The sequence below is a fragment of the Geodermatophilus sp. SYSU D00698 genome (assembly GCF_054050335.1).
On record NZ_JBJGZD010000003.1, the window covers coordinates 1 to 19,258 of the forward strand.

General features: G+C 75.7%; 12 protein-coding genes and 1 pseudogene. 7 read left to right on the plus strand and 6 right to left on the minus strand.

Annotation, left to right across the window (positions count from 1 at the left end):
- The 3 genes and pseudogenes from ACI8AB_RS03280 to ACI8AB_RS03290 form a co-directional block, all read right to left on the minus strand.
- Positions 1–2,790: pseudogene (locus ACI8AB_RS03280) on the minus strand (hypothetical protein); the annotation flags it as partial.
- Positions 2,787–3,308: a hypothetical protein gene (locus tag ACI8AB_RS03285; RefSeq protein ID WP_456948939.1), complete on the minus strand. Its 522-nt coding sequence runs from the start codon at positions 3,306–3,308 to the stop codon at positions 2,787–2,789. The gene ACI8AB_RS03285 and the pseudogene ACI8AB_RS03280, both read right to left, overlap by 4 nt.
- Positions 3,305–6,274, minus strand: a complete 2,970-nt coding sequence (locus tag ACI8AB_RS03290) for an N-acetylmuramoyl-L-alanine amidase (RefSeq protein WP_456948940.1) — start codon at positions 6,272–6,274, stop codon at positions 3,305–3,307. Before ACI8AB_RS03290 ends, ACI8AB_RS03285 begins: the two co-directional genes overlap by 4 nt.
- A gap of 540 nt (positions 6,275–6,814) precedes the next feature.
- Between ACI8AB_RS03290 and ACI8AB_RS03295 the strand changes: the two genes are divergently transcribed.
- The 5 genes from ACI8AB_RS03295 to ACI8AB_RS03315 all read left to right on the plus strand — a co-directional run bounded on the left by ACI8AB_RS03295 (position 6,815) and on the right by ACI8AB_RS03315 (position 11,473).
- On the plus strand, positions 6,815–8,197 hold the full coding sequence (locus tag ACI8AB_RS03295) for an LCP family protein (protein WP_456948941.1): 1,383 nt from the start codon (positions 6,815–6,817) through the stop codon (positions 8,195–8,197).
- Positions 8,198–8,304: 107 nt separating this feature from the next.
- Complete coding sequence (locus ACI8AB_RS03300) at positions 8,305–9,105, plus strand: TIGR03089 family protein (RefSeq protein ID WP_456948942.1); 801 nt, start codon at positions 8,305–8,307, stop codon at positions 9,103–9,105.
- Between the two features lie 43 nt (positions 9,106–9,148).
- Positions 9,149–9,967: a CoA transferase subunit A gene (locus ACI8AB_RS03305; RefSeq protein ID WP_456948943.1), complete on the plus strand. Its 819-nt coding sequence runs from the start codon at positions 9,149–9,151 to the stop codon at positions 9,965–9,967.
- Positions 9,964–10,632 (plus strand): CoA transferase subunit B, encoded by a 669-nt coding sequence (locus ACI8AB_RS03310; protein ID WP_456948944.1) that lies wholly within the window; start codon positions 9,964–9,966, stop codon positions 10,630–10,632. Before ACI8AB_RS03305 ends, ACI8AB_RS03310 begins: the two co-directional genes overlap by 4 nt.
- Positions 10,633–10,651: 19 nt before the next feature.
- Positions 10,652–11,473 (plus strand): DUF1028 domain-containing protein, encoded by an 822-nt coding sequence (locus ACI8AB_RS03315; protein ID WP_456948945.1) that lies wholly within the window; start codon positions 10,652–10,654, stop codon positions 11,471–11,473.
- 8 nt (positions 11,474–11,481) lie between these two features.
- On the opposite strand, the gene ACI8AB_RS03320 is transcribed toward ACI8AB_RS03315, so the two are convergent.
- Complete coding sequence (locus tag ACI8AB_RS03320) at positions 11,482–12,474, minus strand: decaprenyl-phosphate phosphoribosyltransferase (protein WP_456948946.1); 993 nt, start codon at positions 12,472–12,474, stop codon at positions 11,482–11,484.
- Positions 12,475–12,615: 141 nt separating this feature from the next.
- Entirely contained in the window at positions 12,616–15,738 is a 3,123-nt protein-coding gene (locus ACI8AB_RS03325) for an arabinosyltransferase domain-containing protein (RefSeq protein ID WP_456948947.1), read from the minus strand.
- A 124-nt stretch (positions 15,739–15,862) separates the two neighbouring features.
- Here ACI8AB_RS03325 and ACI8AB_RS03330 point away from each other — a divergent pair, with 124 nt between their 5' ends.
- Both ACI8AB_RS03330 and ACI8AB_RS03335 read left to right on the plus strand, forming a co-directional pair.
- Positions 15,863–17,158 carry a hypothetical protein gene (locus ACI8AB_RS03330; protein ID WP_456948948.1) on the plus strand — a complete coding sequence of 432 codons (1,296 nt, stop codon included), beginning with the start codon at positions 15,863–15,865 and terminating at the stop codon, positions 17,156–17,158.
- Positions 17,155–18,312: a glycosyltransferase family 4 protein gene (locus ACI8AB_RS03335; protein ID WP_456948949.1), complete on the plus strand. Its 1,158-nt coding sequence runs from the start codon at positions 17,155–17,157 to the stop codon at positions 18,310–18,312. The genes ACI8AB_RS03330 and ACI8AB_RS03335 overlap by 4 nt, the downstream gene beginning before the upstream one ends.
- Here ACI8AB_RS03335 and ACI8AB_RS03340 read toward each other — a convergent pair.
- Positions 18,260–19,072, minus strand: a complete 813-nt coding sequence (locus ACI8AB_RS03340) for an alpha/beta fold hydrolase (protein WP_387991382.1) — start codon at positions 19,070–19,072, stop codon at positions 18,260–18,262. The two genes, ACI8AB_RS03335 and ACI8AB_RS03340, sit on opposite strands and share 53 nt — an antisense overlap.
- Positions 19,073–19,258 lie beyond the last annotated feature (186 nt).

Sequence of the window (19,258 nt, forward strand, 5' to 3'; positions counted from 1 at the left end):
CGCACCCGATGACCGCTCCCCGCCCACCGGGAAGCGCAACACGCCGGCCGGCCCACCGGCCGCCTCGTACGTGGCCCCGATCGCGCCGCTGACGACTTGGGCGCCGGTGGCCGCCGACCAGTACACCTCTCCGCCCGAGAAGGTCTGCCGTGTCCCCGAGCCGACGGCCACCTCGTCGCTGAGCGGAGCACCCAGCACACCGGTGAGCCCGCCGTTGGCCGCCCAGGCTCCGGCGACGGCGCCGCGCACGGCGTGGGCACCGCCGGCCGAGGTCCACCAGATGCTGCCGCTCTGGAAGTCCTGCACCCGGGCCGCACCCGATGACCGCTCCCCGCCCACCGGGAAGCGCAACACGCCGGCCGGCCCACCGGCCGCCTCGTACGTGGCCCCGATCGCGCCGCTGACGACTTGGGCGCCGGTGGCCGCCGACCAGTACACCGAACCGCCGGTGAAGCGCTGCACCACCCCGGTGCCGGCCGGCCGCTCGCCGGACGTCGGACCGCCGAGGGAGCCGGTGAGCCCGCCGTTGGCCGCCCAGGCTCCGGCGACGGCGCCGCGCACGGCGTGGGCACCGCCGGCCGAGGTCCACCAGATGCTGCCGCTCTGGAAGTCCTGCACCCGGGCCGCACCCGATGACCGCTCCCCGCCCACCGGGAAGCCCAGCGCGCCGGTCACGCCGCCCGCCTCGTCGAGTCCCTGGACGAACACGTCCCGCACCGCGTGGGTGCCGGTCGCCGAGGACCAGAAGACGCTGCCGCCGGCGAACCGCTGCACCCGACCCCTGCCGGCGTCGTCCTCACGGGTGAGCGGGGCTCCGAGCGGACCGCTCAGACCACCGGCCGCCGTCCAGGCGTTGCCGATCTCCCCGGCCACGGTGACCGCGCCGGTCGAGGGCGTCCAGTGGACGATCCCGCGTTGGAAGCGCTGAACCTGGCCGCCCGGCTCGGCCGTCTCCTCACCGAGCGGCAGGCCCAGCAGGCCGTCCTCGGCACCCACGGCCAGGTACTCGCTCAGCACCGCCCCACGCACCAGGACCGTCTCACCCCCGCTGAGCGCGTACAGGACACCCCCCTGGAAGTTCTGTACGACGGCTCCGGCGACACGGCGAGCGTCGGAGGCCGGCCAGCCGAGGCCGCCGGTGACCCCACCCCGGACCGACCAGGCATCGGCGAGGGCACCCACGACCGCGTGCGAGCCGGTCGCGTCGGTGAACCAGACCGAGCCGCGCTGGAAGCGCTGCACGGCGCCCACACCACCCGGACCCGGTTGCTCCGCAGCAAGGGGGTAGCCGAGTGCCGCGCTGCCGGTCCGGTCCCACGCCGACCGGATCGCCCCCCAGACCGGCTGCGCACCGGTGGCCGGTGTCCACAAGACGACGCCCCGCTGGAACGTCTGCTGGACCCCGACGCCGTCAGGGGTCGCCACCTCCGGGCCGGCCGGGTACCCGAGGACGCCCGTCTCCGCACCCAGCGTTCCCCAGACCCCGCGGATCCCGCCTCGAACGGGATGGGCACCGGTGAACGGCGACCAGTAGACCGCTCCGCCCTGGAAGAGCTGGTAGGTCCCGACGCCGTCGGCGGCCTGCACCTCGTCGCTGACCGGGAAGCGGAGCGCGCCGGACTCGCCGCCGTCCAGCACCCAGGCTGTGCGGATGCCCCCGCGGACCGGCCAGGCACCGGTGGCCTCCGACCAGAGGATCACCCCGCCTTGGAAATCCTGACGCCGACCGGCGCCGTTCGCGGCCGCCACCTCCGGCCCGACGGGGTAACCGAGCAAGCTGTTCTCGAACCCGCGGGCCATCCACGCCGACTGGATGGCTCCGCTGATGGCGTGCGCCCCGCTGGCCGGCGACCAGTAGATGGCACCCATGGCGTAGAACTGAGCGCAGCCGCCGCCGGGCAACCCGCAGCGGAGCACGTCGATCGGTGCACCGATCCACTCGATCGCCGAGTCATAGTAAACCGCGCTGATGGCCGCGGCGCCGGGCTCGTGTGTGGAACCGAACCAATCGGTGTAGTAGCTGAAGAAGTTCCGGTTGCCGTAGGCGGAGCAGGCGTCGCCGCTGCCGTAGCCGGCCCGCAGCGCAGCCGCGTTCGGCTGATAGGGCGTATAGCTGTAGAGGCCGGCCGTGGCTTGGTTGATGATGAACACCGACGAGCTGCCGCAGTTCCGGTCGGGATTGTACAGGATGGTGTTCCAGCGGCCCGGGTAATAGTTGACCGGCCTGGCCGCGTACTCCTTGAATCGGTGGGCCGCGCTGTACAGCTGGTTGAAGAAGCCGTAGTACCGGGTGTCGCAGGCCGCGGTGTCGGGACAGGCGTAACCTGTCGCCTTCTGGTACCTGATCGCGGTCGGGGACGTGCCGGTGACCAGCCCCTGCTCCTTCTGCAGCAGCACCAGCAGCACGCGCGGGTTGATGCCGCAGGCCTGGCCGACCTTGGCGATGATCGCCGCGGCGGACTCCTGCGGCAGTCCGTCGTAGAAGGTGCAGTAGGCATCAGCGGCACGGTCGGGGGTGTCCTGCTGATACACGCGCAGACAGGGCGTCCCGTCGGACCCGGTCCGACACGAGGAGCCCTTCTGGTCGAGGAACTTCTGCACGTCGGCCACGGCCATCGACCCGCCGTCGAAGAAGACCGCGTCGCTGATGATGTCGCCGGGATGGAACAGCGACAGGTCGGCCGCCTCCTCCAGCTTGTCCCGGTCGGCCCGCAGCGCTCCCGCGAACACGAGCGCGAGGACGACGAGCAGACCCGTCAGGGTCAGCAGGCGCGTACGGGACCGCTTCACGGGACCACGACCTCCATTTCGTTACTGGAGCCGGACGTCGCGTCCGACCGGTAGTCCAGACGCACGGTCCACGTGCCTGCCGAGAGCTGACCGATCGGCACAGAGAGCGGGACGCAGGAAGTCGACTGCGCGTCGGCGAACGCCTCCCCCCCGACACTGACCTCGCCCTGCCCGGAGCGGCTGAGCACGAGGACGCACCGCCCGCCGTTCTCGTTCAGCCCTGGCACAAAGCCGGCCACCTCGAGGGCGGTGCCGCCGGGCTCGACGCCTGCGTAGGAGACGACGACGTCGACGTTGGAGCCGGCCTCGACCTCAACCGGCTCGTCGGTGGCGACGTCGGTCGGCTCCGCGTGGTCGGGCGCCTGGTCATCGGCCGGGGACGTGCTCGGCGACGCCACCGGCCCCGTCGCCCCGGCGGGTGAGTCGACCGAGGACGAGCAGCCAGCCAGGAGGCCGAGGACCAGTGCGACCGGAACGGCCCCCGTGGTCCGGCGGACGGTCCTGCGCAGCGTGCTCATCGGTAGGTCACCGCGGTGCGTCCGGTGCTCGCGGTCCACGTGATGCTGCCGCCCTGGAAGCGCTGCTCGGCCCCGGTCGCGGTCGCCGCCTCGTCGGTGGTCGGGAAACCCAGGCGGCTGTTGACACCGCCGGCCACGAGCCAGGCCGCGCCGATCCCACCGCGGACGACGTGCGCGCCGGCGCCCGCGGTCCAGTAGATCGAGCCGCCCTGGAAGGTCTGCACGCGCCCTGTCCCACCGGAGCCGGTGGCGGTGGCCTCCGCGGTGGGCAGGCCCATGACGCCGGTCGCGCCGCCGGCCGCCGCATAAGCGTCACCGATATCGCCGCGCACGATTCGCGCCCCGGTCGCCGCCGACCAGTACACCTCGCCGTGCTCGAACTCCTGCACCTGCCCTCGGCCGTCGCGGAGCGTCCGCTCGTCCGCGACCGGGAAGCCCAGTGGCCCAGTCACGCCGCCGGAGGCCGACCACGTGCTGCGGATGGCGCCGAACACGACATGGGCGCCGTTCGCCGACGTCCAGTAGATCGAGCCGTTCTGGAACGTCTGCACCCGTCCGGTGCCGTCCGGGCCGGTGACGACCGCCTCCGCGGTGGGCAGGCCTAGCAGACCAGTCACACCGCCGAATGCCTCGTAGGCATCAGCGATGTCGCCGCGCACGATCCGCGCCCCGGTGGTCCCCGACCAGTACACGGTGCCACGCTCGAAGGTCTGCATCTGGCCGCTGCCGTTGGGGGTGGTCCGCTCGGTCGCCGTCGGGTAGCCCAGCGGTCCGCCAGGTCCGCCGGAGGCCAGCCAGATCCCCCCGACGGCGCCGCGGACGACGTACGCCCCAACGGTCGCCGTCCAATAGACGGAGCCTCGCTGGAAACGCTGCACCTGGCCACGGCCGTCCCCGGCCTCGCTCTCCGCGCTGGTCGGGTAGCCGTTCGGGCCGGTCTCGCCGCCACTGGCCAGCCAGGCGCCGAGCATGCCGCCTCGGACGGGGTAGGCACCGGTCGCCGGGGACCAGTACACCGAGCCGCGCTGGAAGGTCTGCACGCTGCCGACGCCGTCGGCAGCGGAGCGCTCGTTGCCCGTGGGCAGGCCCATGGGCCCGTCGGGCCCGCCCGTGGCGTTCCAGGCACTGCCGATGCCGCCGAAGACGATGGCGCCGTAGGCCGCCGACGTCCAGTAGACGGCACCGCGCTGGAAGCGCTGCACGCGACCACGGCCGCCGGATACCTCGGACTCGCTCTCCGTCGGGTAGCCGAGCACGCCGCTCGGACCGCCGGAGTTCTCATAGGCGGCACGGATCCCGCCGCCGGTCACGACGGGGCCGGTGGCAGGCGACCAGTAGACGCTCCCACCCTCGAACGCCGACCGGGCGCCCGAGCCGTCAGGCATACCTCGCTCGTCGTCCACCGGGTAGCCGAGTGGGCCCGCGGGGCCACCCAGCGAGAGCCAGTGGTCGCGGATCCCGCCACGGATGACGTGAGCGTTCGTCGTCGCCGTCCAGTAGATGGCGCCTCGCTGGAACTCGGCCACGACGCCCCGGCCGTCGCTCACTCCCCGCTCCTCGACGGTCGGGGCACCCAGCGAGCTGGGACCGCCGGCGCGCAGGTAAGCAGCGAGCACGCCGCCACGGACCAGTTTCACGCCGACGCCCGGCGAGTAGTAGAGGCTGCCGCCCTGGTAGGTCTGCCAGGTGACGCCAGCGGCCACCTGCTCAGGGCCGGTCTTGGCGCCGAGCAGAGCACGCAGGGTCGCGTCGGAGTCGTAGCGCTGGGTGATCTCTGGCGTGGTCGATGCGGCCAGCAGCCCCGCCACCCGGTCCCGGATCTCAGGCAGGCGCGCATAGCCGTACTGCCCCGGACAACTGGTGCTGCCGACGTCACGGTGCCCGAAGACCGTCGGCAGCGTGACCGGGACCCCGGCCGCGTAACGGGAGGTACCGCCTCCACCAGAGGTCAGGGTGGTCGTGCCACGGGAATTCACGCCGTACAGCGAGAACTTCCACGCGATGATGGCCGCGACCGAGTCGACCATCGTCTGGGGCGCGCTGATGGTGTCGTAATTACCCAGCATGGACACGCCGAAGGTCCCGGTGTTGAACCCGCCGGCGTGCGCGCCGACGACCGTGCTGGCCAGACCGCCGGAGCGGCCCTCCCACAAGCGGCCGTACTTGTCGACGATGACGTTGTAGCCGATGTCGCCCCAGCCGCGGCTGACCGTGTGGTACCGGTAGATCGACCGCATCATCGCGGGCACGTCCGCCGCCGAGTAGTTGTTGGTGTCCGCTGTGTGGTGCACGGTCGCGGCCTTGATCGTCGGCGCGTACTCGGGGTCCCAGGTGCGGATGCTCTCGTCCGCGCCCCACTGGGCACGGGAGTAGACGGCCGGCATCGCCATGGCGGCGTCGGCGGCGTCCTGGATGTCAGGTGTGCCGAGGGAGGTGTCGGCCGCGCTCGAGTTCGGGTCGATGAGGTCCAGCTGCACGTCGGTGGGCGCGGCACCGGAGCGGGTGACCAGCTCCACCTCGACGCCGGTGCTCGGGCCGGTCCACAGCGGCGCGGTGCCGCCCCGCGCCTCCGCGGCAACCGTGCCCGCGTCCTGCTCGGCGTCCTCGGGACCGATCTCGGTCCAGCTCCCCCAGTCCCCATCCTCGTTCTGGACGCGCACCTGCACGCGCACGTCGGTGACGGCGGCGTCCGGCGCCCAGGTGACGCCGACGAGAGAGAAGGACGGAACGCCGGTCCGGGTCACGGAGAGGGTCGGCGCGGTGTCCGAGACGCCTGCCACCGGGGCGGTGGTCCCCTCCTGGACATCGACGGCGGGCGCAGGCTCCGCGACGGACCCCAGGTCCACCTCGACGGAGTCCGTCTCCACCGGCACGGCCCCGGGCGAGGGAGAGGCGTAGACGGGTAGGACGGTGATGGTCGCGAGGGACGCGACGAACGCAAGCGAGCCCACGGCGAGACGGCGCAAGAGAGTGGTCCTCCGGGTCACCAGGTCGCGGACACCCCGCAGGTGTCCGGCTGTCGACCAGGAGGATCGGCCGTCCGGCCCGCCTCCTTGAGGGTCCGACACGGTTCGGCGCCTAGGGATCCGTCACACCGGTCCCACGAGGCGCACCAGCAGCGGGTGGGGTGGACCGATCGGTCACGCGCTCGATCCGGACGCCGGCCGCCGGTGCCCGGAGCGGGCCGTGACCGGTGTGGCCGGTGAGGTCGTGCGCGACCAGACGGGCGGCAGGTGCCAGTCGGGCACCCGCGACACCGGGACGGAGCGTTCCCCCGTGTCGCGCAACCACCGGCCGCTCCACCCGCCCCTAACCTCGGTCGAGTGAGCCGAGACCGCAACGAGCAGGGTGGAGCCCCGGGACGTCCGATCCCGGCACGGCTCGACCCGCGCGCCGGCCGTCCCCCGCGCCCCCAAGGGCGGGGTGCCGACGAGGCCGCGGGGCGCCGTGCCGGCCGCGGGGCCTCCGCCCCGCGCCGCCGCCGGGGGGCCGGCGTCGCCCGAGGCGTGGCCGCGGTCCTGTCGGTGGTCCTGCTCGGCGCGAGCGGGTGGGGCTGGTACCTGGGCCGGGTCGCCGAGGCGACGGTCAACCGCACCGATGCCATCCCGACCGCCGGCAACTCCGATGCCCGGGACGCCCCCGAGGCGATGAACCTGCTGCTGGTCGGCAACGACAGCCGCGCCGCCCTCACCCCCGAGCAGCTCGCCGAGTTGCAGGCCGGGGAGGACTCCGGCATCAACACCGACACGATGATCCTGGTGCACGTCCCCGCCGACGGGTCACGGGCCTCGTTCGTCTCGTTCCCGCGCGACTCGTACGTCGAGATCCCCGGCTACGGCATGGACAAGCTCAACGCCGCCTACGCCTACGGGTACGGCGAGGTCGACGAGGCAGCGCCCGAGGCCGACCGGCAGGCCGGCGGCGCGCAGCTGCTGGTGCAGACGATCAGCCAGCTGACCGGCCTGCAGATCGACCACTACGCCGAGGTCGACCTGCTCGGCTTCTTCGACCTGACCAGCGTCGTCGGCGGGGTCACCGTCAACCTCTGCGAGGCCGTCGACGACTCCGCCTGGTCCGGCGCGGTCTTCCCCGCCGGCGAGCAGACCATCTCCGGGGCGGACGCGCTGAAGTTCGTCCGGCAACGGCACGGGCTCCCCCGCGGCGACCTGGACCGGATCGTGCGGCAGCAGGTGTTCATCGGCGGTGTGCTCCGCGAGATGCTGTCCGACGACGTCCTGCTCGACCTCGGCAAGCAGCGGGAGCTGATCCGGGCGGCGTCGGAGTCGCTGACCATCGACCAGGACCTCGACCTGCTCGACCTGGCCCAGCAGATGCAGTCGGTGACCGCCGGCAGCATCGAGTTCCAGACGATCCCGATCATCGGCGACGACCGGGACGAGCAGGGCCGCTCGATCCTGCGGCTGGCGGACGAGGACGAGCTGCACGACTTCTTCGCCGAGCTGTCCGCCGAGCCCGAGGCGGCCGCCCCGGAGACCCCGGCGGCGCCGGCCACCGTGGCGCCCGCCGAGGTGTCGGTCGCGGTCTACAACGGCTCGGGCACCCCGGGCCTGGCCGCGGAGGCCGCGTCCTCGCTCGAGGCGGCGGGCTTCGCGGTGACCAGCACCGGCAACGCCGACAGCAGCGACTACGAGACGACGACGATCCGGCACGCCCCCAGCGACGAGGCGCCGGCCGCCACCCTGGCCGCGCAGGTCCCCGGGGCCGTGACGGAGGTCAGCGACGACGCCGCCTCCGGGACCGTGCAGCTGGTCCTGGGCAGCGACTTCAACGGCATCGGCCAGGCCACCACGCCGCCCGCGGACACCGGTGGGACCGCCGCCCCGGTCGAGGAACCGCGGACGGCGGCCGACACCAGCTGCATCAACTGACGCCCGCGCGTGCCGACGGCCGCCGTCTCCAGGACCACCCGGCGCCGGCGGCCGTCGCCGTCGCCCACCCGTCCCGGTCCGCGGACGCCGGCTGGGAAGCTGAGGCCGTGAGCCCCGCACCGAGGACCCCGTCGGACCTGCTCGCCGCCGCGCTGCGGCGCGGTGCCGCCGCGCCGCTGGTCACCGCCTACGACGACGCGACCGGCGAGCGGGTCGAGCTGTCCGGCGCCACCCTCGCGAACTGGGTGGCGAAGACGGCGAACCTGCTGCAGGACGAGTTCGACGTCGGCCCGGGCAGCACCGTCGCCGTCGCGCTGCCGGTGCACTGGCAGACCGCCGCGGTGCTGCTCGGCGTGTGGAGCTGCGGCGCGGCCGTGCTCGACACCGCCGTCGAGGACGACGGCGGGCTCGACGCCGCCGACGTCGTCCTCGCCGCCCAGGACCGGCTGGCGGCGCTGGAGGAGCAGGAGCCGCCCGAGCTGCTCGGCCTCTCGCTGCACCCGCTGGGCCTGGGCATGACCGGCTACGCCGGCCCGGCCCGCGACTTCGCCCTCGAGGTGCGCGCGCACGGCGACTCGTTCACCCCGTACGTGCCGCCGGACCCGGCCTCCCCCGGGCTGCTGGCCGGCGGGCTGGAGCTCACCCTCGGCGGGCTGACCGAGGCCGCCACCGCGCTCGCCGGGCGGCTCGGCGTCGCGGCCGGCGACCGGGTGCTCGTCGACGACGCCACCGCGGCCGAGGCCGGGCCGGTCGCCTGGCTGCTCGCGCCGCTGGCCGCCGGCGCCTCGATCGTGCTGTGCCGCAACGCCGACCCCGCGGCCCTGGGCGGCCGGGCGGAGGCCGAACGGGTCACCGCTACGCTCGGCCTCCGGATCGAGGGCGTCCGCGAGCTGGGCAGGCCCGCCTGAAGGGGCGGGTGCCCGCCGCGCCGGAGGAGACGGTGGTCGACTGATGGACAAGGTCGTGGCGAGCGCCCGGGAGGCGGTGTCCGACGTCGGCGACGGCGCGGTGCTCGCCGTCGGCGGGTTCGGGCTCTGCGGGGTACCGGTGGCGCTGATCGACGCGCTGCTCGAGCAGGGCACCAGGGACCTGACGACGATCTCCAACAACTGCGGCGTCGACGACCAGGCGCTGGGCGTGCTGCTCTACGCCGGCCGGATCCGCCGCACCATCAGCTCGTTCGTCGGCGGCAACAAGGAGCTCGCCCGGCTGTACCTCTCCGGCGAGCTGGAGGTCGAGCTCACCCCGCAGGGCACGCTGGCCGAGCGGCTGCGCGCCGGCGGCGCCGGCATCCCCGCCTTCTACACCCCCACCGGCGTGGGCACGATGGTCGCCGACGGCGGCATCCCGGTGCGCTACGACGCCGAGGGCAACGTCGCCGAGACCAGCGCGCCGAAGGAGACCCGGGTCTTCGACGGCACCGAGTACGTGCTGGAGACCGCGCTGACCGCCGACTACGCCCTGGTCCGGGCCTCGGTCGGCGACCGGCACGGCAACCTCGTCTTCCACGAGTCGGCGATGAACTTCAACCCGCTGGCCGGCATGGCCGGGCGGATCACGATCGCCGAGGTCGAGGAGCTCGTCGAGCCCGGCGAGATCCGCCCCGAGCACGTGCACCTGCCCGGGGTCTTCGTCGACCGGGTGGTCGTCGTCGGCGCCGAGGGCAAGAGGATCGAGAAGCGCACCACCCGCCCACGGCCCACCACGGGCACGGAGCCCGCCCCGCCGGCCGCTGCCGGCGAGGAAGCCACGGAGGAGCAGGCCCAGTGACCCTGACCCGCGACCAGCTCGCCGCCCGGGTGGCGCTCGAGCTCGAGGACGGCGCCTACGTCAACCTCGGCATCGGCATGCCGACCCTGGTGCCCAACTTCGTCCCCGACGGCGTGCACGTGGTGCTGCACTCGGAGAACGGCATCCTCGGCGTCGGCCCGTACCCGTACGACGGCGAGGAGGACCCCGACCTGATCAACGCCGGCAAGGAGACCGTCACGGTCCTGCCGGGCGCCAGCTTCTTCGACTCGGCGACCAGCTTCGCGATGATCCGCGGCAAGCACCTGGACCTCGCCATCCTCGGCGCCATGCAGGTCAACCCCCGCGGCGACCTCGCCAACTGGCTGATCCCCGGGAAGATGGTCAACGGCATGGGCGGCGCGATGGACCTCGTCCACGGCGCCAAGCGCGTGATCATCATGATGGAGCACGTGGCCCGCGACGGGTCCCCGAAGCTGGTCGAGGAGTGCTCGCTGCCCCTGACCGGCAAGGGCTGCGTCGACCGGGTGGTCACCGACCTCGCCGTCGTCGACGTCACGCCCGGGGGCTTCGTGCTGCGCGAGGTCGCGCCCGGCGTGTCGGTCGACGAGGTGGTCGAGAAGACCGGCGCCCCGCTGGGCGTGCCGGGCGACGTCCCCACCATGGCGCTGCCGGCCGCGGTCTGAGCACGGCACCGCTCCCCCGGTGACGTTCTCGGTCGTCGCCCACGACCCGGTCACCGGGGACATGGGCATCGCCGTCTCCTCCTGCATCCTCGCCGTCGGCCGGGCGGTGCCCAGCGCCCGGCCCGGGGTGGGCGTCGTCGCGGTGCAGGCGCGCAGCCCGCGCGGCACCGGGCACGTGCTGCTGTCCGGGCTCGCCGAGGGGACCGCGCCGTCGGTGCTGGTGCGCCGCGCGGCGCACGCCGCCGAGGACCAGGACCGGCAGCTCGCCGTCCTCGCCCCCTCCGGCGCGGTCGCCGCCGACACCGGGCCGGGCTCCTTCCCGGTCAGCGGCCACCTGCTCGGCGAGGGCTGGAGCGTGCAGGGCAACATGCTCACCTCGCCGGAGGTGCTGCCGGCGATGGCGGAGGCGTACGAGGCCGCCCGCGGCGGCCTCGCCGACCGGCTGCTGGCCGCCCTGACCGCGGGCCAGGACGCCGGCGGGGACCTGCGCGGCCGGCAGTCCGCGGCGCTGCTCGTGGTCAGCGGGGAGCCGGCCACCGAGGAGGACGACGGCGTGCGGACGGACCTGCGCGTCGACGACTCCGGCGACCCGGTCGCGCAACTGCGGGTGCTGCGCAACCTGCAGCGCGCCTACGACGAGCGCGACTACGAGACCCTCGCCCTGTTCGCCCCCGAGGGCGCGCGCGACCTCTACGCCGCGCTGGCCGCCTCCCGGCGGGGCGACCGCGCGGCGGCGCGGGCCGCGCTGGAGGCCGTCCGCGCCCGTCCCGGCTGGTCGGCGTGGCTGGCCTCGATGGCCGGCGACTCGCGGCTGGCCGCGGTCTCCCGCCTGCTCGGCTGAGCGGCCGGTCAGCCGGTCCAGACGCCGAGGGCGACGGTGACCGCCCAGACGGCGCCGAGCAGCAGCAGCCCGCGGTCGCGCAGCACGACCTCCTCGGGCGCGCCGGTGCTGCCGCGGTCGACGTCGACGGCGTAGCGCAGCAGGGCCAGGACGAACGGCGCGACCGAGATCGTGGTCCACGGGATGCCGCTGTCACTGCGCATCTCGAACGCCCACAGGCCGTAGGTCGTGCAGGTGACGGCGGCCGACAGGCTCCACACGAACCGCAGGTAGCTCGCGGAGTACTCGCGCAGGCTGCGCCGGGTCTCCGCCTGCTCACCCAGCGCCAGGAGCTCGGCGTACCGCTTGCCCGCCACCATGAACAGCGCGCCGAACGCCGCGACGAGGATGAACCACTGCGAGAGCGCGACGCCGGCCGCCGCGCCCCCGGCCACGCCGCGCAGGACGAACCCGGAGGCGACGCAGGCCAGGTCGATCACCGGCTGGTCCTTGAGCGCCAGGCTGTAGGCCAGCGAGATGCAGACGTAGGTGGCCAGGACCGCGGTGAGCGCCGGCCGGGCCAGGACCGCCGCCGTCCCCAGGGACGCCGCCAGCAGGACACCGCCCGCGACGAGCGCGACCCGGACCGGCACCGCGCCGGAGGCCACCGGCCGGGTCCGCTTGCGCGGGTGGCGGCGATCGGCCTCGACGTCGCGGACGTCGTTGAGCAGGTAGAGGCCGCTGGCCGCGACGCAGAACAGGGCGAAGGCCAGCAGGGTGGCGGCCAGGACGTCGGGCCGGACCACGGTGCCCGAGGCCAGCGGCGCGGCGAACACCAGCAGGTTCTTCACCCACTGCCGCGGCCGCATCGTGCGCCCCAGCCCGGCGAGGACCGTGCCCGCGGTGCGGCGCGCGGGGCGGGCCGGGGCGCCGCCTGTCACCCGGGGCAGGTCCGCCGCGACGTTCCCGGTGAACGCCGTGTGCACCGCACGGGGCCGGAGCTGCTGGTCCTCGACGTCCATGCGGCCTCCCCGGCGCTGCCGGAACGCACCGGACGGCCAGCGCGGGCTCGGCGGCCGTCCTCCGGGGCGGGACATGCTCCGGGAGCCTGGCCGGGAAACCCGCCCCGGACAATCCCCCGCGCGGTCCCGGGACGGAACGGTTCAGTCCGGGGCGGGGCCGGCCCAGCCGGGCCGGGTCACGCGGGAGCGCTCCAGGTCGTACGCGTCCCGGGCGTAGGGCACGTCGAAGCGCAGCACCTGCACCTGGCGGACCCCGGGCGTCCCGCGCAGCCGGACGCCGAGCTCGGTGACGGCGGAGGTGCGCTCGACCGGGGCGAACACGCCGCCGCGGAACACCTGCCAGGTGTTGTCGACCAGGCCGTCGGTGCTGCCGTCCGGCCGCCACACGATGCCGTAGGCGGCCGGCTCGGTGACGCCCGAGCGCACGACGGGCTGGCGCTGGCACGGGAAGAGGAACGAGATCTGCCAGGCCACGGCCACCGGCGCGTCCGCCGGGAGGAGCTCGGTCAGGGGCACCTGCGGCAGCACCGAGGGTCCGGTGAACGCCAGCCAGCCGCCCCGGCCGACGCTGCGGTCGTCGGCCACCAGGCGCACGAGGCCGGCGCCGGCGTCGCGGGCGCCGCGGGCGTCCAGGACGAAGGTCCGCCACCGCGGGGAGTCCAGGCCGTCGGCGAGGTCCTGGGTGCGCAGCACGCGTGGCGCCCCGCCGTCGCCGGCCGGCTCGGCGTACTCGACGCGCAGCCCGTTGGCGCCGACGAGGCGGCCGGCGGCCAGCACGGCCGCCTCCTCGTCGCCGGCGGGCTCGGGCAGCGGGAACCAGGGCGTGACCTGCCCGCCGGTGGTGTCCTCGCCCCCCGGCCCGGTGAGGCTGCCCCAGCTCCAGGCGGCGACCCCCTCCGCCGGCGGCGGCCCGGCGGCGAACCAGCCGCTCCCGGCGGCGAAGTCCGCGGGCCCCTCGGACGCCGGCCCTCCGGGCACCGGCGCCAGCGGCCGGGCCGCGGCGACGTCGAGCACGTCGACGTCGCCGGCGGCGCCGCAGGAGCGGGCGAGCGGGTCGGTCAGCGCGGCGGCGCCCGGGGACCAGGTGTCCAGCGTGCGGAGGCCGGCCAGCGCGAAGCTCCCGACCAGGTACCCCACCGAGGTGAGCAGCAGGACCAGCGCGAGGGCCGGCACGGCCACCGCCCAGCCCGCCCCGGCGCGCCGCCCGAGACCCCGGACGGCGGCGAGCACGACCAGCGCCACGACCGCCCAGGTCAGCAGGTCGTCCAGCGCCACCGGGCCGACCGACGGCGGCTCCTCCGGGTTCGGCATCCCGGGCAGCCAGGTGTAGGGCCAGCTGTTCGGCCCGCGCATGGCCAGCGCGGCGACGACGACCCCCGAGCCCAGGGCGAGCGCCGGGACCGCCGGGGACACCGGACGGTCGCGGGTGACCGCCCGGACCAGGCCGGGCACCGCGACGAGGAACAGCGCGAGGAACAGCGGCCCGAGCCCGGACAGCGCGCCGAAGTGGTGCGTCCACTTGCTCGGGGTGAACCACAGCAGCAGCAGCGCCGCGCCGAGCGACCCGCCGGCCAGCAGCAGCGTGGGCGGGACCCGGACGTCGCGCGCCCGCGCGGCCACCGCCAGGACGAGGAACCACAGCAGCGCCACGATCCCGGCGAGCACCGCCGTCCGCCGGGCGTAGGAGCCCATCGGGATGGACTGGAACAGGAAGGCGTAGCGCTGCCACTCGTCGTACCAGGCGTCCTGCCGCTGGATGGACAGGAAGATCTCCTGGCCGCGGCGGAAGTCGTTGAGGGTGCCGTCGGCGAAGGCGGCACAGACGGCGAACGCCCCGGGGGCGAGGACCAGCAGCGTCCGCCCCGCCGCCTCCGCGCGCCCGCGCCCGGCCGCCACCAGCCGGGCCAGCCGCGGCAGCGTGGCGACCAGCGGGGCGAGGGCGACGAACCCGGTCGGGTGGCAGGCCACCGCCAGCCCCGCGGCCCCGAACGCGAGCCCCACCGGCAGCAGCCGGCCGGTGCGCAGCGCGGCGGCGACCGCCACCAGCGTGGCGAGCGCGAGCACGCCCACCACGGCCTCGGGCCGCACCCCGATGCCGTAGGGCAGCCACCAGGCGAGGAACGCGGCGGCCAGCAGCAGCCGCGCGGCGACCGGGCCCCAGGCGGACGCCGCGACCGCCGGCGGCAGCGCGCCGGCGCGGGCCACCAGCCGGCGCAGGAGGACCCAGGTCACCAGCCCGGTGACCAGCGACGGCAGGCGCAGCAGCGTCGGTGAGTCGCCCAGCTCCTGCCACCAGCCCAGCAGCCGGTAGAACCAGGTGAACGGCGTGAACGACTGGTTGAGCAGCTGGTAGTAGTTCCCGACGAACCCGGTCTCCTGGGCGTTGCGGGCCATCGCCGCGTAGTAGCCGTCGTCGTCGGACGTGGGCGCGATGAACAGCCACAGCAGCGCCGTCGCGACGACGGCGACGTCCACCGCGCCCCCCGCCCACCGGGCGGCCCCCCGCGGACGGGCCGCGCGCGGCTCCGGTGCCCGCGGGCCGGACGGGGGGCCGCGGCGCCGGTCGGCCGCGGCGAGGGCGAGCAGCGCGACGAGCGCGGCGACCAGCACCAGCCCCGTGAGGGCCAGCTTCGCCGGCGTCGGCGTGGTGTCGAACTGGTCGTCCACGGTGAGCGAGACCCGCAGGTCGCCGTCCGGGAGCGCGGTCAGGCCGGTGGCGAGGACGTCCACGTCGGGCAGCACCGTCCCGCCGTCGGGCGGCGCGAGGCCGGCCACGCGGGTGCCGTCCCGCTCCACGGTGAGGCCGTCCGCGTCCGCCGTCACCCGGTAGGTGCAGTCGCCGGCGGGGACCGGCTGGTCGAGCACCTCGGTGCCGCGGTCGACCACCCGGACCCGGCCGTCCGAGGAGGTGACCAGCAGGCCGTCGGTCCCGGCCGCGGGGTGCTCCGGCACGATCGTGGAGAACACGACCCCGCCGGGGACGTCCGCCGCGGCGCGGACCGCGGCGCAGCCGACGCGCAGGTCCAGGGCCAGCGGCTCCTGGTTGGTCAGCTCGAGCATCGTCGACTCCGGCCGCGCGGGGTCCTGCGGCCAGGTGACGGCGGGGGTGCTCATGCGGACGGGGGCCAGCGGCAGGAGCACCGCGCCGAGGACGGCGACCAGCGCCGCCAGGACCCCCAGGCGGGAGAGGCCCCGGGAGCGCCGCGGCGGGGGTGGTCCCGGCTCCGCCACCGGGCGCGGGCGCGCCTCCCCGACGACGTCCACACGCTCCCCCTGCTGATCGCTGTTGGCCGGCTCCGGCCAGTGAACACCCCGAGCGGGTGCCGCGTCGCCCCCGACCAGGCGTTCCCGGCGCGCCCGGCACCCTCCGGAGCACTAGCGTCGGCCCGTGCCCCAGCGCGGCCGGGATCGGACACCGGCACCCCGCGGTGCGCGCCGCCTCGTCCCGTCGCTGAGCTGGGTGGCGCTGTGCGTCGTCGTCTCCGGCGTCCTGGTCTACGTCTACCTGGCGCTGGTGGCCCGCGCGCTGCCCGCCGGGGAGTACGCCGGGTTCGGCGCGTACTGGTCGCTGTCCCTGCTGCTCGGCTTCGGCCTGTTCCTGCCGCTGGAGACCGAGATCGCCCGGCTGGTGCACCTGGGTCCCGGCCGCGGCCTGCCCCGCGGCACGCTGCGGGTGGCCGCCGTCCTGACCCTGGCCGGCCTCGTCGCCGTGGCCGCCGCGATCCCGCTGCTGCTGCCGACGCTGGGCTCGGCCGGCCTGGTCGTCGCGCTGGCGGCGGTCTGCCTGGTCTCCCCCGGACAGTTCGTGCTGCGCGGGCTGCTGGTCGGCACCGGCGGCTACCGCAGCTACGGCGTCGTGCTGCTGGCCGACGCCGTGCTGCGGGTGCTCGGCGCCACCGTCGTCGTCCTGCTCGCCGGTCCCGCGGGGCCGGCCGCCCTCGGGTGGACGCTGGTCGCCGCGCTGGCGCTGGCGCACCTGCCGCTGCTGGCGTGGCGGCTGCGGCGCCGGCCCCCGGCGCCGCCCGGCGTCCCGCGGCTGGCGCCCGGCGCCGTGGCACACCTGGTCGTCGGCACGGTCTGCGCCCAGACGCTGCTCAACGCCGCGCCGGTGCTGGTGACCGCCGGGACCGCCGGACGGACCGCGGCCGCGGCCTTCGTCGCGGCCTTCACCCTCGTGCGGCTGCCGCTGTTCGTGGCGGTGCCCCTGCAGGGTGCGCTGCTGCCGGCGCTGGTCGACGCCGGCTCGGGTCCCCCGCGGGCGCGGGCCCGGGTGGTGCGCCGGCTGCTCGCCGCGGTCGGCGCGCTGGCCGCGGCGGCCGCGGTCGTCGGGGCGCTGGCCGGCCCGCCGGTGGTGGGGCTGGTGTTCGGCGAGCGCTACGAGCCCGCGGCCGCCGACGTCGCCGTCCTGGCCGCCGGCAGCGTCGTGCACCTGGCCCTGCTGGTGGCCGCGCAGGCCGTGGTGGCCGACGCGCGCCACCGCGACAGCGCGCTGGCCTGGGGAGCGGGGCTCGCCGTGGCGGCCGTCGTCGCGCTGGTGGTGCCCGGCACCGCAGGGGCGGCGTGGGCGTTCGCGGGCGGCTCGGCGGCGGCGCTGGCCTGGTGCGCGGTCGTGCTGACCCGCCGGGGCACGGAGGCCGCGCCGGTGCCGCCGGTCCCCGCGGGGTCGACGGGAGGAGCGCGGTGAGCGACCGGCTGGACCTGGTGGTGGCGCTGGACTACTACGCGCCCTACGTCAGCGGCCTCACCAACGTGGCGCGCGACGTCGCCGAGGGGCTCGCCGCGCGCGGGCACCGCGTCCGGGTGCTCGCCAGCCGGCACGACCGGTCCCTGCCGGAGCGGGAGGTGCTGCGCGGGGTCGAGGTCGAGCGCGCGCCGGTCGTGGCGCGGCTGGGCAAGGGCGTGGTGAGCCCGGCGCTGGTGCGGCGGGTGCGCGCGGCGGGCCGGACCGCCGACGTGGTGGACCTGCACCTGCCCATGCCGGAGGCGGGCCTGCTCGCCGTCGGGACGCGGACGCCGCTGGTCAGCACCTACCACTGCGACGTCAGCCTGCCGCCGGGCGCGGTCAACCGGGCCCAGACGCTCGGCGTGGACCTCGCCAGCCGCGCCACGCTGCGGCGCAGCGCCCGCGTCGTGGTGTCCAGCGAGGACTACGCGCGGGCCAGCCGGCTGTGGCCGGCGATGGCCGGGCGCACCGCCGCGATCCCGCCGCCGTGCCGCGAGCGGCCGGCCGGGCGGCCGCGGTTCCGCGACGGCGACGGGCTGCACGTGGGGTTCCTCGGCCGGATCGTCGAGGAGAAGGGGCTGCAGTACCTGGTGCGCGCCTTCCTCGCCCTCGGGGACCCCGACGCGCGCCTGCTCATCGGCGGGGACTTCGCCGACGTCGCCGGCGGGTCGGTCGTCGAGGAGGTGCGGCGCGCGGCCGACGGCGACCCGCGGGTGCGGCTGCTCGGCTTCCTGCCCGAGGAGCAGATCGCCGACCTCTACGCCTCGATCGACGTGTTCGCCCTGCCGTCGGTGAACTCCTTCGAGGCGTTCGGCATCGTGCAGGTGGAGGCGATGATGGCCGGCGTCCCGGTGCTGGCCAGCGGCCTGCCCGGCGTCCGGACGCCGGTGCAGGAGACCGGGTTCGGCGTCGTGGCACCGCCGCGCGACGTGCCCGCGCTCACCGAGGGGCTCCGCCGGCTCGCGGCGGCGCCGCCGGACCGCGACCGGGGCCGGGCCCGGGCGCGGGAGCGCTACGCCCTGGGCACCGTCCTCGACGCGTACGAGGAGCTGTTCGCCGAGGTCAGCGCGGGAGGTCCGGGACCTCGCGCCAGAAGGCGTCGAGCCGGCGGTTGAACTCCTCGGGCACCTCCTCGAACGGCGCGTGCGCCTGGCCCTCGATCAGCTCGAAGCGCGCTCCCGGGACGGCCTCGGCCACCGCCCGGCCGTAGTCCGGTGGGGCGATGGGGTCCGCGCTGCCGGTGAGGACCAGCGTCGGGACGGCGATCCGCGGCAGCCGGTCGAGGGTCGCGTGGTCCCAGAAGGCGTCGGCGAAGCGCTGGAAGGACTCGCTGGACTGCGGGTACGGGAAGGCCAGCGCGGCCTCGATCGTCCGGTCGACCCGCCCGTCCTCGTGGGCGCGGTGGGTGTAGGCCCAGGCGAAGAAGGCCTCGAGGAACGCCCGCTCGCTCGGCGCCCGCTCGGCCATCCAGAGCCAGGAGCCGACCACGTGGTGCCAGCGGACGTCGGGACGGCCCCAGGTGCCGACCAGCACGAGGCTGCGGACGGTGTCCGGGTGCCGCAGGGCGAGCTCCTGCGCGATCACGCCGCCCCCGGAGTAGCCGACGACGTGGGCGGGGCCGGCTCCGCACTCGAGCAGCACGCCGGCCGCGTCGTCGGCCAGGTCGGCCACCGTGTAGGCCAGGTCCGGGCGGGTCGAGCGGCCGACGTCGCGGTTGTCGAAGGCGATCAGCCGGTAGCGGTCGGACAGCCCGTCGAGCTGGGCCTGCCAGGCCTCGAGCGGGTCACCGCCGCCGTTGACGAGCAGGACCTCGGGCCCGCTCCCCCGCTGCTCAACCCACAGCCTGACGTCGCCCGCTCGCACCGCTGCGCCCATCGGTCCGGCCCTCCACTGCATGGGGCCGGACGGCTCCCGGCCCCGGCTGGGAGCTGCCATCGTCGCGCGCCGCGGCAGCCGGTGGACGGTTCCCGCGCCCGGGGACGGCGCGCCGTCACGGGCAGGTCCCCGGCGCTGTCCGGGGCGCGCGGGACGCCTGCGACGATCGGCCGTGCCCGTCGACGA